13 protein-coding genes are annotated in these 15,186 nt (G+C 73.7%); 8 read left to right on the top strand and 5 right to left on the bottom strand.

The window, feature by feature from the left end; genetic code table 11:
* The first annotated feature begins 7 nt into the window (after positions 1–7).
* Together ASD33_RS03155 and ASD33_RS03150 are read left to right on the top strand one after the other, a co-directional pair.
* Positions 8–886: an acyl-CoA dehydrogenase family protein gene (locus tag ASD33_RS03155; protein ID WP_056552759.1), complete on the top strand. Its 879-nt coding sequence runs from the start codon at positions 8–10 to the stop codon at positions 884–886.
* Between the two features lie 411 nt (positions 887–1,297).
* Positions 1,298–1,741, top strand: coding sequence for an ATP-binding protein (locus ASD33_RS03150; protein WP_056552756.1), 444 nt, complete (start codon positions 1,298–1,300; stop codon positions 1,739–1,741).
* 48 nt (positions 1,742–1,789) lie between these two features.
* On the opposite strand, the gene ASD33_RS03145 is transcribed toward ASD33_RS03150, so the two are convergent.
* Entirely contained in the window at positions 1,790–2,716 is a 927-nt protein-coding gene (locus tag ASD33_RS03145; RefSeq protein ID WP_056552753.1) for a cyclase family protein, read from the bottom strand.
* 102 nt (positions 2,717–2,818) lie between these two features.
* Here ASD33_RS03145 and ASD33_RS03140 point away from each other — a divergent pair, with 102 nt between their 5' ends.
* Genes ASD33_RS03140 through ASD33_RS03130 form a run of 3 tightly spaced genes read left to right on the top strand, consistent with a single transcriptional unit; the run spans position 2,819 to position 6,133 of the window.
* A complete protein-coding gene (locus ASD33_RS03140) occupies positions 2,819–3,751 on the top strand; it encodes an SDR family NAD(P)-dependent oxidoreductase (protein ID WP_056552750.1) in 933 nt (310 codons plus the stop codon).
* On the top strand, positions 3,748–4,797 hold the full coding sequence (locus tag ASD33_RS03135; RefSeq protein ID WP_056552747.1) for a Zn-dependent alcohol dehydrogenase: 1,050 nt from the start codon (positions 3,748–3,750) through the stop codon (positions 4,795–4,797). Before ASD33_RS03140 ends, ASD33_RS03135 begins: the two co-directional genes overlap by 4 nt.
* 55 nt (positions 4,798–4,852) lie before the next feature.
* Entirely contained in the window at positions 4,853–6,133 is a 1,281-nt protein-coding gene (locus ASD33_RS03130; RefSeq protein ID WP_056552743.1) for a hypothetical protein, read from the top strand.
* Here ASD33_RS03130 and ASD33_RS03125 read toward each other — a convergent pair.
* Positions 6,091–7,089 (bottom strand): helix-turn-helix domain-containing protein, encoded by a 999-nt coding sequence (locus ASD33_RS03125; RefSeq protein ID WP_056552740.1) that lies wholly within the window; start codon positions 7,087–7,089, stop codon positions 6,091–6,093. The two genes, ASD33_RS03130 and ASD33_RS03125, sit on opposite strands and share 43 nt — an antisense overlap.
* 89 nt (positions 7,090–7,178) lie before the next feature.
* Between ASD33_RS03125 and ASD33_RS03120 the strand changes: the two genes are divergently transcribed.
* The gene (locus ASD33_RS03120; RefSeq protein ID WP_199863446.1) at positions 7,179–8,411 is read left to right on the top strand and encodes an MFS transporter; all 1,233 of its coding nucleotides are present in this window, start codon (positions 7,179–7,181) and stop codon (positions 8,409–8,411) included.
* Here ASD33_RS03120 and ASD33_RS03115 read toward each other — a convergent pair.
* Positions 8,365–8,718 (bottom strand): hypothetical protein, encoded by a 354-nt coding sequence (locus ASD33_RS03115; RefSeq protein ID WP_056552733.1) that lies wholly within the window; start codon positions 8,716–8,718, stop codon positions 8,365–8,367. The two genes, ASD33_RS03120 and ASD33_RS03115, sit on opposite strands and share 47 nt — an antisense overlap.
* 176 nt (positions 8,719–8,894) lie before the next feature.
* Here ASD33_RS03115 and ASD33_RS03110 point away from each other — a divergent pair, with 176 nt between their 5' ends.
* Positions 8,895–10,199 carry an MFS transporter gene (locus ASD33_RS03110; RefSeq protein WP_056552730.1) on the top strand — a complete coding sequence of 435 codons (1,305 nt, stop codon included), beginning with the start codon at positions 8,895–8,897 and terminating at the stop codon, positions 10,197–10,199.
* Between the two features lie 21 nt (positions 10,200–10,220).
* Positions 10,221–10,727 (top strand): hypothetical protein, encoded by a 507-nt coding sequence (locus tag ASD33_RS03105; RefSeq protein ID WP_157869984.1) that lies wholly within the window; start codon positions 10,221–10,223, stop codon positions 10,725–10,727.
* Positions 10,728–10,787: 60 nt separating this feature from the next.
* Here ASD33_RS03105 and ASD33_RS03100 read toward each other — a convergent pair whose 3' ends face one another.
* Both ASD33_RS03100 and ASD33_RS35340 read right to left on the bottom strand, forming a co-directional pair.
* Positions 10,788–11,402, bottom strand: a complete 615-nt coding sequence (locus tag ASD33_RS03100; RefSeq protein WP_242426813.1) for a flavin reductase family protein — start codon at positions 11,400–11,402, stop codon at positions 10,788–10,790.
* Between the two features lie 139 nt (positions 11,403–11,541).
* Complete coding sequence (locus tag ASD33_RS35340) at positions 11,542–15,159, bottom strand: hypothetical protein (RefSeq protein ID WP_157869983.1); 3,618 nt, start codon at positions 15,157–15,159, stop codon at positions 11,542–11,544.
* Positions 15,160–15,186 lie beyond the last annotated feature (27 nt).

The raw sequence follows: 15,186 nt of genomic DNA, 5'->3' as shown, positions 1-15,186 counted from the left end.
CCCCACCGTGGACTTCCGACTCACCGAGGACCAGCGGGCCCTCAGCAGGGGCGTACGGGACCTCCTCGAAGGGCGCTTCGACCGCGAGGCGCTCCGGGCGGCGGCCGACGCCCCCGCCCTGGACCGGGAGCTGTGGCGGGAGCTCGGCGACGCCGGGTTCTTCGCCCTGCGGCTGCCCGAGGAGGACGGGGGCGTGGGGCTCGGCCTCCCGGAGGCGGTGCTCGTCTTCGAGGAGGCCGGCCGGGCCCTGCTGCCGGGGCCGCTGGTCGCCACGCACCTGGCGGCCGGCGCCGTGCCGGGCGCGGCGGAGGGCACCGTCGTCGTCACCGAGGCGGCCGAGGGCCTCGTCCCCTGGCTGGACGAGGCCGACGTGGTCCTCGGCGACGCGGGCGGCGCCGTGCCGATGCGGTCGGTGGACCCGCTGACACCGCTCCACCGGGTGCCGGGGTCTCCCGAGGAGGGTGGGGAGGGCGGGGAGGACCGGCTCGTCGCCGCGCTCCTGCTCGCCGCCGAGCAGGTCGGCAGCGCCGGGTGGAGCACCGAGGCGGCCGTCGGGTACGCCCGCGAGCGGGAGCAGTTCGGGCAGCCGATCGGGGCCTTCCAGGCGGTGAAGCACCTCTGCGCCGGGATGCTCGTCCGTGCCGAACTGGCCCGCGCCGCCGTCCGTGCGGCTTCCGTCACCGCCGACCCCGTCGAGATCGCCGGGGCCAAGCTGCTCGCCGACACGGCCGCCGTCGGCAACGCCCGGGACTGCCTCCAGGTCCTCGGCGGCATGGGCTTCACCTGGGAGGCGGACGTCCATCTGCACCTCAAGCGGGCCTGGGTGCGGGCCGAGCTGCGGCTGCCCGCCGCGCGGGCGGAGGAGGCGGTGGCGGCCGGACTGTGACGGGCCGGTAGCCCTCCGCGTCCGGTGGGTCACGGAATGTCGATACCGGGTTGTGTCCTTCGGTGGGGCCGTCACGGCCCGGAGTCGCCCTCCGGCTCCGGTACGCTCCGTGGGATGCGAGTGCGTGTTGACCCGGATCGTCCCGGTGTCGCCCCCGAGGTGACTCCGGGTTCGGGAATGTGCGCCGCTCGCGCCCCGAGGAGGCGCCCCGCGCGCTCCTGTTCGACTCCCCGCAGCGCGCGTCGCACAGTATGGACTACGCGTACTCCTTCGCGCTGGAATATGCCCGAAGCGCTTGTTGCGGTGACTGTACGTCAACCATGCTGTCTCGCAAGGGAATCACGTTCCGTAAGGACGTCGATGTCTGTGAGGCGCGAGGCGATGTGTCCGCCGGTTCGGATGGTGTGAGCGGTGCAGGTGCTTCAGGTTCAGTTGGAGGTCGGGCCCGACCCGGCCGAGGTGGGGCGGGCCCGGAGGTGGGCCCGGTCGAGGCTCGCCGGCTCGGGCATAGGGGACGACGAGCCGCTGGCGGACACGCTGGTGCTGCTCATCTCCGAGCTCGTGACCAATGCCGTGGTGCACACCGGCTGCCCGGCCGTGCTCCGGATGCTGTTCGCGGCGGAGGGCGGGGTGCGGGTCGAGGTGGCCGACAGGAGCGACCGCCCGCCGAAGCCCCGGCACGCGGAGGGTGAGGACACCAACGGGCGCGGCCTGGAGCTGGTGGACGGCCTCGCGGACCGGTGGGGCTGGCAGCCCGAGGGCGTCGGCAAGAGCATCTGGTGCGAGGTGGACCGGTCGGCTCCGGCCGCGCCCGCGCCGGCGGCTTCCTTCACCCCCGGCCGGGTGCCCTGCTGACCGTTCTTCGTGGGTGGCTGTCCTGGGGCCTGATCCGAAAGGCAGGCCCTAGAGGACGGCCACCGGTGCCACGGGTGTCCCCGTGGCGCCCACGAAGGGCTCCGGCATCGCCGAGAGCAGGAAGGCGTAGCGCCGCTCCTGTGCACAGGCTGTGGACAGTGCTTCCAGGTTCCAGTTCTGGCCCTGGAGCATGCCCATCTCGACCAGGTGGAGGGCGTGCACGGGCAGCCACAGGTCCTCGATCTCCGGCGGGAAGATCTCGAACGTGAGGGTGTCGTTGGCGACCGCCGCGACGTCCCGCGCGTGGAACCACTCCGGCGTGCGGACCGAGAGCCCGGGTGACGGGAACGCGTACCCGTGCCGGTCCCCGGCCAAGTAGAGCTGGATCTGGCCGGTGCGGACGAGCACGACGTCCCCGGCCCGTACGGTCACCCCGCCGAAGTCCGCCGCCTCGTCGAGGTCCTCCGGGGTGACGGCGTGGTCGCCCGGCAGCCGGTCCAGGCCCTTCGCGGCGGCCACGTCCAGCAGGACGCCGCGCGAGACGAGGTGGCGGGCGGTCTGGATGCCGCTGAACTCGGCGCCGCCGTGCGGGGTGATGGTGCCGGCGGGGCGGCCGTTGTAGATGCGGCCCGAGTGCGAGGCGTGGGTCAGCGCGTCCCAGTGGGTGCCGGCCTGGAGGCCCAGGGTCACGGCGTCGTCGCTGGTGGCGACCGTGCCGGGGCCGAAGAGCTCCTGGTTGATCTGGACCATGGCGTGGAGCGGGTTGACCCGGCCGGGGATCATCCCGGTCTGGACGCCGTCCTGTTTCAGGTCGACGGCGAGCGGGACGCGGTGGCCGGTGCGGACGGTGGCGACGGCTTCCCGTACGACCTCGTCCGTGACGAGGTTGAGGGTGCCGATCTCGTCGTCCTGGCCCCAACGTCCCCAGTTGTTGACGCGCTTGGCGATCTCGTGGAATGCGGCGGGCAGAGACATCCGGGGCCTCCGGGGTCTTGTTTTCCGGTATCTGACGGACCGTAGAATCCTGACGACGAACGAATCTAACGGACCGTCAGAAAGCGCGGGAAGGGGCCGGACGTGGGGAACTTCTTGACTGGCAAGGTCGTCGCCGTGACGGGGGCGGGGCGGGGCATCGGCCGTGCCGTCGCCCTCGCGTGCGCGGCGGAGGGCGCCAAGGTCGTCGTCAACGACTACGGGGTGTCCATCGAGGGCGGGGAACCGACCTCGGAGATCGCCCTCTCGGTGGTGAAGGAGATCGAGGCGGCGGGCGGCACGGCCGTCGCGGTCGCCGACGACATCTCGACGATGGCGGGCGGCCGGCGGGTCGTCGACACCGCCCTCGCGGAGTACGGGCGCATCGACGGCGTCGTCTGCGTGGCGGGCATCCTGCGCGAGCGGATGCTCTTCAACATGTCCGAGGAGGAGTGGGACCCGGTCGTCGCGACCCACCTCAAGGGCACGTTCACGGTCTTCCGGGCGGCCTCGGCGGTCATGCGCCGCCAGGGCGCCGGCACGCTGATCGGCTTCACCAGCGGCAACCACCAGGGCTCCGTGGCCCAGGCCAACTACTCGGCCGCCAAGGGCGGGATCATCTCGCTCGTGCGGTCGGCGGCGCTCGGGCTCCACAAGTACGGGGTCACGGCGAACGCGGTGGCGCCGGTGGCACGGACCCGGATGTCGGCCAACGTCCCGATGGAGCTGACCGAGATCGGGGAGCCGGAGGACGTGGCGGCCCTGGTCGTCTACCTGCTCTCCGAGCGGGCCCGCGAGGAGAAGATCACCGGCCAGGTCTACACGATCGCCGGACCCAAGATCGCGGTCTGGGCGCAGCCCCGTGAACTGCGGGCCGGGTACGCCGAGGGCGGTGCGTGGACCCCCGAGCGGATCGCGGACTTCCTGCCGGGGACGGTGGGCGTCGACCCGATGCCCATGCTGGCGCGCCTGGAGGAGATGGCGCGCGCCGCGGCGGCGGGCGAGCGCCCCAACACCGGTAAGGAGAACGGATCATGAGGGGTGTCGTCTTCGACGGGAAGCAGGTCCGGGTCGTCGACGACCTGGAGATACGGGACCCCGGGCCGGGCGAGGTGCTGGTCGGGGTGGCCGCCGCCGGGCTCTGCCACAGCGACCTGTCCGTGGTCGACGGGACCATCCCGTTCCCCGTGCCCGTCGTCCTCGGGCACGAGGGTGCCGGGGTCGTCGAGGCCGTCGGGCCCGGCGTCACGCACGTCGCCCCCGGCGACCACGTCGCCCTGTCCACCCTCGCGAACTGCGGCGCCTGCGCCGACTGCGACCGGGGCCGGCCCACGATGTGCCGCAAGGCCATCGGGATGCCGGGGCAGCCGTTCTCGCGGGACGGCCGGCCGCTCTACCAGTTCGCGTCGAACTCGTCGTTCGCCGAGCGGACCGTCGTCAAGGCCGTCCAGGCCGTGAAGATCCCGAAGGACATCCCGCTCACCTCCGCCGCCCTCATGGGCTGCGGCGTCCTCACCGGCGTCGGAGCCGTGCTGAACCGGGCGAAGGTCGGCCGGGGCGAGACCGTCGTCGTCATCGGCACCGGCGGCATCGGCCTCAACGTCCTCCAGGGCGCCCGGGTCGCCGGCGCCCTCACGATCGTGGCCGTGGACACCAACCCGGACAAGGAGGAGGTGGCCCGCCGCTTCGGCGCCACCCACTTCCTGGACTCCACCGACGGCGTACGGGGCATCCTGCCCACCGGCGCCGACCACGTCTTCGAGTGCGTCGGGCACACCGGGCTCGTCCGCACCGCCGTCGACCTCCTCGACCGGCACGGACAGGCGATCCTCCTCGGCATGACCGCGCCCAAGGCGGAGGCGACGTTCCTGCCCGCCGCGATGTTCCTCGACAAGTCGATCCTCGGCTGCCGCTACGGCTCCTCCCGGCCCCAGCGGGACATCGCCCTCTACGCCGAGCTGTACCGCTCGGGCCGTCTCCTCCTCGACGAACTCGTCACCTCTACCTACCCCGTGGAGGACTTCGCACGGGCCGTGGAGGACGCGGAGGCGGGCAAGGTCGCCAGGGGCGTGCTCACCTTCTGAGCCGTCCCCGTAAACCGGCTGGGCTCAGGGCCGTACGGCGGTTACGGTCCTGGCCATGTCCTACCGCGAGCTAGCCACCCGTTCCGTCCTCTTCTGGTCGGGCGTCACCGTCACCAGCAGACTGCCCGTCGCCATGGCGCCGCTCGCGCTCGTGTTCCTGGTGCGGGAGCGGCCCGGGGGCTACTCGCTGGGGGCGGCGCTCGCCGCCGCGTACGTCATCGGCGAGATCGTCGCCGCCCCCGTCCTCGGCATGCGGATGAACGCCGGGCGGGCCCGGCCGCAGCTCGCCGCCGGGCTCGCGGTGGGCGCCGCCGGGTTCGCGGGCCTCGGGCTCCTGCCGGGCGCGCACCCGGTGGTCCTCGCCGTCCTCGCGCTGTTCGCGGGCGCCGGGCCCGCCGCCGTGCCCGGCGGGCTGCGGGCCCTCCTCACCAGCCTGGTCCCGGAGCGGGCCGTCACCCAGGCCATGAGCATGGAGTCGGTGCTCACCTTCGCCATCTGGGCCGCCGCGCCCGCGCTCGTCACCGGACTGGCGCTCGGCGTCGACCCCGCCGTACCGCTGGTGCTCTCGGCGGTGTCGATGGCGCTCGGTGTCGCCGGACTGTGGCTGCTGCCCGCCGGATGGGAGCAGGCGGCGGCCGGGGAGGACGGCGGGGCCGCGCGGCGGGCGCTGCTGCGGGCCTGGCCGGTGTACGTCCTGGGGGCCGCCGGACTGACCCTGTTGGCGCTCGCCGAGCTGATCCTGCCCGCCCTGCTCGAACAGCGCGGGATCGGCATCGGGTGGGTGGGGCCGCTGCTCGCCGGGTTCTCGATCGGCTCGGCGGTCGGCGCGTTCGTCTACGGCCTGCGGGGGAACTGGCCGGGCTCGCTGCTCGGGCAGTCCTTCGTCCTCGTCCTCGTGGTGACCTCGGGCGTCGCGCTCGTCGCCGTCCTGCCGTGGACGGCCGCCATCGCGGTCGCCCTGGTCGTCGCCGGCCTCTGCCAGGCCCCCGCCGGCCTCGCGCGGAACCTGGCCCTGCGGCGGCTCCTGCCGCCGTCCGCGCTCGCCGCCGGGTACTCCGTGATGTACGCGGCCGTCGGCGCCGGATACGCGGCGAGCGGGGCCCTCGCGGGCGGGCTGCTCAAGGTGGTCGCCCCCTCGACGGCGATCCTCTACGGGGTGGGGCTGACGGTGCTGCTGGCGGTCGTGGGGGCGGTGGGGGAGCGAAGGCTCGACCGCGAGACGCCGAAGCTCGTGGGGGAGGGGGAGGCGTCCGCGCCGGACGGTCGGGGCGACGTCCTGCCGGCGCCGGACGGTCAGGCCGACGCGTCCGCGCCCGTGCGGAAGGTCCGCCGGTAGGACGTCGGGGTCACCCCGATCGCGCTCATCAGGTGCACCCGGAGGGACTGCGCCGTGCCGAAGCCCGCGTCCCGCGCCACCCGGTCCACCGGCAGCCCCGTGGACTCCAGGAGGTACCGGGCGCGCTCCACGCGCTGCTGGGTGAGCCACTGGCCGGGGCTGATGCCGACCTCGTCCCGGAACCGGCGGGTGAACGTCCGTACGCTCATCGCCTCCTTCTCGGCCAGGTCCCGCAGCTGGATCGGCTCGTGGAGGTGGGCGAGCGCCCAGGCCCGCGCCGCCGTCGTGGTGTGGGTGCCCGTCTCCGGCACCGGACGCTCGATGTACTGGGCCTGGCCGCCGTCCCGGTGCGGCGGGACGACCGTCCGGCGGGCGACGTCGTTCGCGACCGCCGTGCCGTGGTCGCGGCGCACGATGTGCAGGCACAGGTCGATCCCGGCGGCCACCCCCGCAGACGTGAGCACGTCGCCGTCGTCGACGAACAGCACGTCCGCGTCGACCCGTACGCGCGGGAAGAGCCGCTGGAAGTGCGCGGCCGAGGACCAGTGCGTGGTGGCCGGGCGGCCGTCGAGGAAGCCCGCGGCGGCGAGCACGTACCCGCCGGTGCAGATGGAGACCAGCCGGGTGCCGGGCCGGATGTGGGCGAGGGCGGCGGCCAGGTCCCCGGGGAGCCGGCCCTCGTCGTAGACCGGGCCCAGCTCGTACGAGGCCGGTACGACGACCGTGTCGGCGGTGGCGAGGGCCTCCGGGCCGTGCTCGACGTGCACCGAGAAGTCGGCGTCCGTGGGTACGGGCCCGGCGACCGGCGCGCAGGTGACGATCTCGTACAGCAGCCGGCCCTCCGCGTCGCGGGCGCGGCCGAAGATCCGGTGGGGGATGCCCAGTTCGAAGGGGAGGAGGCCGGGCAGGGCGAGCACGGCGACGCGGTGCGGAGACGGCACGGGCGGTGCTCCCATCGGAAAATCAGTGGTGGTGTAGACCAGCTGGCTGGTAGCTGTTCGTCTTCGTGACGGACAACACGTACAAGTCTGAGGCCGCCGAGCGGATTCCCGCCCCGGCCGAGCCGCCCGCACTGTGGAACCGTAACTTCCGGCTCTTCTTCGTCGCCCGCGCGGTCGCCGTCTTCGGCGAGGGCATGGTCCCGGTGGCCTTCGCCGCCGGACTCCTCGGCGCCGGTCACTCCGGCTCCACCGTCGGGTACGCGCTCGGCGGCTGGACCGCCGCCTTCGCCCTCTTCGTCCTCTTCGGCGGCGTCCTCGCCGACCGGTTCACGGCCCGCCGCATGATGATCCTCGCGGACCTGCTGCGGCTCCCCGGCGCCGCCGTCCTCGCCGTCTCCTTCGCCCTCGGCAGCCCGCCGCTGTGGGCGGTCTACGCCCTCTCCGTCCTCAGCGGAATCGGCGCCGCGCTCTTCCAGCCGGGGGTCGCCTCCACGATCCCGCGCATCGCCCCGGACGTGCAGCGCGCCAACGCCGTCCTGCGGGTCGTCGAAGCCCTCATGATCATGGCGGGACCGGCGGCGGCGGGCGTGCTCGTCGCCGTGTGGAACGCGGGCGCCGCGTTCGCCGTCAACGGCGTGACGTTCGCGGTCAGCGCCCTCTGCCTCGCTCTGATGCGGATCGCGCCGATCCCGTCCGACTCCCTGCGACGCGACTCGCTCGGTGCCGAACTCGTGGGCGGATGGCGGGAGTTCCGGTCCCGCAACTGGCTCTGGGGGGTCATCTCCATCTGGACGGTGTACGGGCTGACCGTCGCGGGCCCCATGGTGCCGCTCACCGCGAGCCTGGTCACCGAGGACCACGGCTCGGCCGCGTACGGCGTGCTCATGGCGATCAACGGCGCGGGCAGCGCGGTCGGCGGCCTCCTCGCCCTCCGGCTGCGCCCGCGCCGCCCCCTCGCGTCGGGTGCGGTCGCCCTCCTCGGCCTCCCCGTCAACCTCGTCCTGCTCGGCCTGGGCGCGCCGGTGGCGTTGCTCGGCGCGGGCCAGTTCATCGGCGGGGCGGCCTTCGCCTTCTGGCTGGTGATGTGGTCGACGTCCGTCCAGACCCACGTGCCGCAGGAGGCGCTGAACCGGATGCACGCGTACGACGTGGCCGGCTCGCTGCTGATGATGGGCGTCGGCCGCACCCTGTCGGGCCCGGTGGCGGCGGCGGTCGGGACGGAGCGGGTGCTGCTGACGGGGGCGGGGATCGCGGTACTGGTGGTGGCGGCGCTGCTGGCGGTACGGCCGATCAGGACGCTGCCCAGGGCTTCGGCTCCGGGTTCGGTGCCGGCTTAGGGGCCGGGTCTTCCAGGACGCGGCGGCGCAGTGCCTCGCCGTGCAGGGCGGTCAGGGCGGGGACGACGGCGTCCCAGCGGGCGGCGGCGCGGCCGAGGGCCGTCCCGAGTTCGCGGTCGATACGGGACCGGAACAGGCGCAGTCCCACGGCGGCGACCAGTCGCAGCGGGAACCGGCCGTGGGCGGCGAGCACGAGCCGCACGCGCCACCGGCCGTCCGGCGACGGCTGCGGGGCCACGAGGGCTTCGTCCCGGAACAGCCGGTGCCGGAACCGTCCGCTCAGCGGGACCTCCGCCGGGCGGCCCACGGCGCCGTCCTCCTCGAAGAGCTGCTGGAAGCGGATGAGCTTGCGCCTCAGCCTGCCCGAGCCTCCCGGAGGGGTACACCCCTCTGGTCCGTTGCTCGCGCCCGTGTCCCGATCCGTTCGAAAGCTGTCAGTCGGGCCAATGGCCGGGGCGGGGCGCACACGGGAGGCTCAGTGGCATGGCCCAGACAACCGAGACCCCTGCCCGTACCCCTGCCGGACCGGCCCGCGACTCCCGCGTCCACCGTGCCTGGTTCGTCGCGGCGGTCACCTTCGTCACGATCATCGGCGCCGCCGCCTTCGCCTCCCTGCCGGGTCTGCTGATCGAGCCCCTGCACACCGAGTTCGACTGGTCGCGGGGCACGATCGGCTTCGCCGTCTCGGTGAACCTCGCCCTCTACGGCCTCACCGCCCCCTTCGCCGCGGCCCTGATGGACCGTTTCGGCATCCGCCGGGTCGTCGCCGTCGCGCTGACGATCATCTCCGCCGGATCGGTCCTCACGGTGTGGATGACGGCCGCGTGGCAGCTGGTGCTCTTCTGGGGCGTCCTCGTCGGACTCGGCAGCGGCTCGATGGCGCTGGCCTTCGCCGCGACCGTCACCAACCGCTGGTTCGTCGCCCGCCGGGGCCTGGTGACCGGCATCCTCACCGCGGCCGGGGCGTCCGGGCAACTCGTCTTCCTGCCGCTGCTGTCCTGGCTGGTCGAGCACCACGGCTGGCGACCGGCCGCCGTGACGGTCTCCCTCGCGGCGCTCGCCGTCGTGCCGTTCGTCTGGCTGCTGCTGCGGGACCACCCGGCGGACGTGGGACTCGCCCCGTACGGCGGGGAGTACGCGGAGAAGCCCGCCCCCGTGCCGGGCGCCGCGCGCCGGGCCGTCACCGTCCTCTTCAAGGCGGCCCGCACCGGCCCCTTCTGGCTCCTCGCGGGCACCTTCGCGATCTGTGGCGCGTCCACGAACGGCCTGGTCAAGACCCACTTCGTGCCGGCGGCGCACGACCACGGCATGCCGGTCACGGCGGCGGCCGGACTGCTCGCCGTGATCGGGGTGTTCGACGTGGTCGGCACGATCGCCTCGGGCTGGTTCACCGACCGTTTCGAGGCGCGGCGGCTCCTCGCGGTCTACTACGCGCTCCGCGGGATCTCGCTGCTCTTCCTGCCGGTGCTGCTCGCGCCGACCGTGCACCCGCCGATGCTGTTCTTCATCGTCTTCTACGGCCTCGACTGGGTGGCGACGGTCCCGCCGACGATCGCGCTGTGCCGCGAGCACTACGGGGAGGACTCGGCGATCGTCTTCGGCTGGGTGCTCGCCTCGCACCAGGTCGGGGCGGCGGTCGTCGCCTTCGCGGGCGGGGTGGCCCGTGACGTCTTCGGCACGTACGACGTGGTCTGGTACGCCTCGGGCGCGCTGTGCGCGGCGGCGGCCCTGATGGCGCTGGTCATCAGGCGACCCCGGACGGGAACGGTGTCCCCGGCAGGAGCATGATGACCGCCGGGGGTGATCGCGATGAGCGGTCCGGACGACGGTCGGACGCATGCCCGGATGCTGTGGGCGTCGGTGCTTGCGCTGTTCCTCGAAGGGGCGCTGGCGCTGGCCCTGGGGGTGGTGTTCGGGGACGCCGGGCAGGCGGAGCCGGGGGAGGAACGCGTCAGCGCGCTGACGCTGCTGTTCCTCCCGTTCCTGCCGCTGATGGCACTGCTGCCGGCCCTGGTGGTCTCCGCGGTGATCGTGCTCCCGACGGTGCTGCTCGGCGAGGACCTGGCGCGCAGGTTCGGAGGCCGTCCGCTCGGCTGGCAGCTGCTCCTGTCGGCCGCGGCGGGCGCGCTGGTCCTCCCGCTGACGGGCCGGCAGGGCTGGCCCCTGGCGGCGGCCTGCCTGTCCGCGGCGACCCTCCTGACCCGCCCGGCCCGCAGGGGCTACTTCGTCTCGCTCCTGGTGTGGGGCGCGCTGGTGGTCCTGACGGTCTTCACACTGGGCGGGATCGGGGTGTACGCGGGCCTGATCGGCGACTGAACCCCCCTCAGCCCCCGGGCACGGGCGTGGATAGCGCCCCCGTACGGAGGGCGCGACAGCCTAGGCGCCGCTGAACCGGCCGAACTTCCCCCGGTGGAACAGCAGTGGCCCCCCGTCCTCCTCCTCCGACCCCAGGGATTCCACCCGGCCGACCACGATCAGGTGGTCGCCCCCCGTGTGCACCGCCGTGATCGTGCAGTCGATCCAGGCGGGCGTTCCCGTCAGGCGGGGTGCGCCCGTCGTCGGGGCGGGGGTCCAGTCGACGCCCGCGAACTTGTCCGCGCCGCTCACCGCGAACGCGCGGCACAGGCCGCCCTGGTCCGCGCCCAGGATGTTGACGCAGAAGGTGCCCGCGCTCGCGATCCGGGGCCAGGTCGTCGACGTACGGGCGACCATGAAGGCGACCAGGGGCGGGTCGAGGGAGAGGGAGGCGAAGGACTGGCAGGCGAAGCCGGCCGGTCCTTCCGGGTCGAGCGCGGTCACGATCGTGACGCCGCTCGCGAAGTGGCCGAGGACGCGGCGGAATTCGGCCGGGTCGACGGGCGGTCGCTCGTCCTCCCGTACCGCGCGCAGTACCGGCCTGGGCAGTGGTTCCACGGCCGTCGGCGAACCGGCCGCTCTCAGGTGTCGGACGGCGGTGGCCGCCATCCCCGCGTGTCCCATCACGTCACCCATTGAAACTGACGCATCGTCAGATGGGAAGCCCCCGGGAGCCGCCGGGCCGCCGCCCGCCGCCGTACGCCACAGCCCCCGGCGCGACGGACCGGCCGTCGCCCCGGGGGCTGCTGGATGAGCGTGCGCTAGGCGGTCGGGATCACCCGGCGACCGCACCCGTCGAACGGGTCCAGGCGACGCCCGCCGTGTGGCCGGTCCGGTAGGCGGTCACCTTGACGGTGATCCGCGTCCCGCGCTGGGCCTTGCCGAGCGTGAGCCAGGTCTTCGTTGCGCCGGTGATGGCCCGCCCGTTCGCGTACCACTGGTACGTGTACGAGGTCGGTGCCGGCGTCCACGTGCCCCGGTTCAGGGTGAGGGTCCGCCCGACCCTGACCGTGCCGGTGACGTACGGCGCGACGGTCGCCTTCGGCGCGAGGCCGTAGCCGACGGTGTAGCCGGCCGAGGTGTACGAACCGGTCAGGTGCCCGGTGCGGAGGGCGTACACGGTGACGGTCAGCTTCTTGCCGCGGGCGGCGGCCGGGAGGACGTAACGCGCCCCGGTGGCACCGGGGATCGCGAGCCCGTCGACCCGCCACTGGTAGGCGTACGAGGTGGGCGCGGGCGCCCAGGCCCCGACGACGGCGGAAACGGTCCCGCCGACGCGCGCGTACCCGGTCATGTAGGGCACGCGGGTCGGCTTGGGGGCGAGCCCCTTGACGACCACGGCCGGACTGACGGCGGTGACGGAGGGGTGCCCGGCCTTGCGGGCGGTGACGGCCACGGACAGCGGCTTGCCCTGAAGGGCGGCGGGGATCGTGTACGTGGCGGCTGTGGCCCCCGCGACGGCGACGCCGTTCGCACGCCACTGGTACGCGAGCGAGTCCACCGGCAGCGACCACGATCCGGGCTTCGCCGCCACCGTCCCGCCGACGACCGCCGTGCCGGAGAACCCGGGTGCGGCGGTGTTTCGGAGGGCGGCAACGACGGTCACCGACGGCTTCATGTACTGCGCGCCGAACACGTACACACTGGCGCTCAGCGAGCCGAGCGGCGCGTTCGTCAGGTCCAGGCCCACCGTCATGCTTCGCCGGTCCGGCGCGACGGAGACCGTAGTGGACTCGGCCCGGAACGATCCGTCCGTCAGGACGACCTTGGCGGAGTCGGGCAGCGCCGAGCCGGTGACGGTCATCGAGACCTTGCCCCGGCCGACCGTTGTCGGGCCGACGGTGCCGACGGAGCGCTCGTCGGTGCCGCAGACCGCGCCGGTGCAGGTGAACTGCGCCTTGACGGGCGTGGACGCCTGCGCCGGCTGGTTCGGCAGGCCGAACACGAGCGTGGTCGGTTTGGCCGTCTTCGGGTACGAGCCCGCGATGCCGCAGCGGTACACCTCGCCCTCGCTCGTGTACAAGCGGCCGCAGAAGTTCACCCGGCTGCTCACGTCGTACATCCGGGGCCGCGGCATGGTCTCGAACGTGCCGGCCGGGCTGAGCGCGACGTCGAAGTTGTCGCCCGCACCGGTCGGGAGCGCCCAGCACAGCGTGGAGTGCTGTTCGCTGAGGGTTCCGGTGAGCGGACCGAAGCCGTAGCTCGCGTTCGCCACCTTGCCGCACTCCGGGGCGGGCCCGGTCGGCGTGCCGATGCGGGCGGCGTCGAGCCGGTAGGCGGCGGGGCCGGTGCCGTCCGCCGGGACCTGGAGCAGCACCTGGTAGGCGGCCGAGCCGGTGATGGCGCAGCCGTCCGCGAAGTAGTCGCAGCCCGCCGTGCCCTTGGCGTCGAAGGCCATGAGCCGGACGGACTGGTCCGCGTCCCGCACGTCCAGGTGCAGGGTGTCCCCGGCGGCGGTCGTCGTGACCCGGCGGCACAGGAAGTCGCCGGGCGCGGCGGTGACGCCCTCGGTGGAGGGGCCGCCTACGGCGACGGCCGGGGTGGTGACGCAGCCGCGCGCGGTGGCGGTGACGTCCTGGCGGGTCAGCAGGGTCTCTGCGGCCGTGTCACGGCCCTGGACCAGGACCGTGTGGGCGAGGCCCGGGGTCAGGGGGCAGGTCGAGAAGGAGCTGTAGTAGGTGCGGATCTCGCAGGCGACCTTGCCCGCCGCGTCCACCACGACGGCCTCGGCGGGCGAACCACCGGCGCCCTGCGCGATGCGGAACAGCTCCTTGGCGGAGTGGCTGCCGGCGGGGATCGTCAGGCAGTCGGCGAAGACGCCGTCACCGGTCTTCACGACCGACCGGGCCGGGGCCGCGCTGAAATCGGCGGCGGCGAAGGTCTGGCAGGCGGAGGGCGCGTCGGTCCGGTGGACGACGAGGGCGTACCCGTCGCCGCCCTCGTACACGTCCTCGTCGGTGACGACCGCCCGGTAGGGGGCGGTGCCGCCGAGCACGCAGGTGGCGTCCCACAGGTTCGTGGCGTAGAGGCACTGCTCGACGCCTGTCGCGTCGTACACCGTGATGTCGGTGGTGCGGTCCGACAGGATGGCGAGGTGCGAGCCGGCCGGCACCGGCAGGTTCAGACAGTCGACCTCACCGGGCGCGGAGAACGTGCCCCGGTACGTGGCGGCGAGCGCGACCCCGTCCACGCAGCCCTCGGTGGAGCCACGGCCGAAGGCCTGGACGGCGTCGTCGGTGAGGACGGTGTACGTCGTGCCCGCCGTGAGTGAGCAGGAGGCGTCGTAGCCCCGGCAGGCGTAGGTGCCGTCCTTCAGGTACATGGAGACGCTGCCGCGGTTGCCCTGCTCGTCCACGGAACGCACGTCGTAGGGGCCGGAAACGGTGGGCGTGAGGGTCTTGCAGCCGGTCGCGGGCCCGGACCGGTCCGGCGCGATGCCGTAGACGGAGGGGGCGACGGTGGCGCAGCCCGCCGGGTCGGACAGGCGGCGGACCTTCAGGGTGTACGGGGAGCGGGTGCCGTCCTCCTGGTCGGCGACGATCCCGTAGACGCGGTATCCGCTGCTGCCTTCGGGCAGTACACAGCCCTCGGAGCCGTCCTGGTTGCGCTCCGCGCAGAGGCGCCTGCCGGTCGCGTCGGAGATCCACGCGGCGGCGTCGCCGTAGGCGGCGCGCCGGATCTCCTTCGTGATCCGCTCGCCCGGGGCGGCGGTGAAGCTGTGGCAGACGACGCCCATCGGTCCTGCGCCCGTGCCGGTCGCGGGGGCCGTGTCGTATCCGGTGCCGGGGACGGCGGGGCAGTCGCCCGGGGCGGTCGCCATCAGCGGAACGAGGGCGACCCGGTTCCTGGCGGCCGACCAGCCGTTGTTGGTGAGCTTGAGCGTGTACTCGCCGACGGGCAGGTCGCACCAGGCGGCCTTGTAGACCCAGTCCTGGCACGCGACCCGGTCCTCGCCCGCGTAGATCTCCGGGTAGGTGTCGTGGCTGCCGTCGACGAGGATGCGGTGCGTGCCGGGCTTGTCGACGGTGACGGTGAAGCAGGCGGTGCCCTTCGACTCGATGTCGACCTGCTTGACCGCGTCGCTCGCGTCGCCCGGGTCGCCGAGCGTCGCGAGCGGCAGCGCGGGACAGGGAGCGGCGGTGGGCGTCGGGTCGGGCGTGGGATCGGTGGTCGGCGTCGGATCGGTGGTGGCCGACGGCTCGGGCGTGGGCTCGTCCGGAGCCTGGGCGACCGGAACCGACGGCGAAGTGGGCGACGGCGACGCGGTCGACGGCGATGCGGTCGGCGCGGCTGTCGCCGCCACCGCCGTACCGGTCGGCAGCATCGGTCCCACGAGGGCTGTCAGCAGGGCAGGTACGAGCAGGAGCGTTCTCGCGGATCGTCTGGATCTCACGCGAGAACGCGCGAAGTTCGGCATTGT

Source organism: Streptomyces sp. Root1304 (assembly GCF_001426405.1).
GTDB lineage: Bacteria > Actinomycetota > Actinomycetes > Streptomycetales > Streptomycetaceae > Streptomyces.
Note: the sequence above shows the minus strand (reverse complement) of the source record. Positions and strands in the feature narration are given on the sequence as shown.

Excerpts from the sequence above, each read along its gene's own strand:
- ASD33_RS03110 (WP_056552730.1), top strand. The coding sequence starts at position 8,895 with ATGGCCCAGACAACCGAGACCCCTGCCCGTACCCCTGCCGGACCGGCC.
- ASD33_RS03125 (WP_056552740.1), bottom strand. The coding sequence starts at position 7,089 with ATGGGAGCACCGCCCGTGCCGTCTCCGCACCGCGTCGCCGTGCTCGCC.
- ASD33_RS03145 (WP_056552753.1), bottom strand. The coding sequence starts at position 2,716 with ATGTCTCTGCCCGCCGCATTCCACGAGATCGCCAAGCGCGTCAACAAC.
- ASD33_RS03135 (WP_056552747.1), top strand. The coding sequence starts at position 3,748 with ATGAGGGGTGTCGTCTTCGACGGGAAGCAGGTCCGGGTCGTCGACGAC.
- ASD33_RS03105 (WP_157869984.1), top strand. The coding sequence starts at position 10,221 with ATGAGCGGTCCGGACGACGGTCGGACGCATGCCCGGATGCTGTGGGCG.
- ASD33_RS03130 (WP_056552743.1), top strand. The coding sequence starts at position 4,853 with ATGTCCTACCGCGAGCTAGCCACCCGTTCCGTCCTCTTCTGGTCGGGC.
- ASD33_RS03100 (WP_242426813.1), bottom strand. The coding sequence starts at position 11,402 with ATGGGTGACGTGATGGGACACGCGGGGATGGCGGCCACCGCCGTCCGA.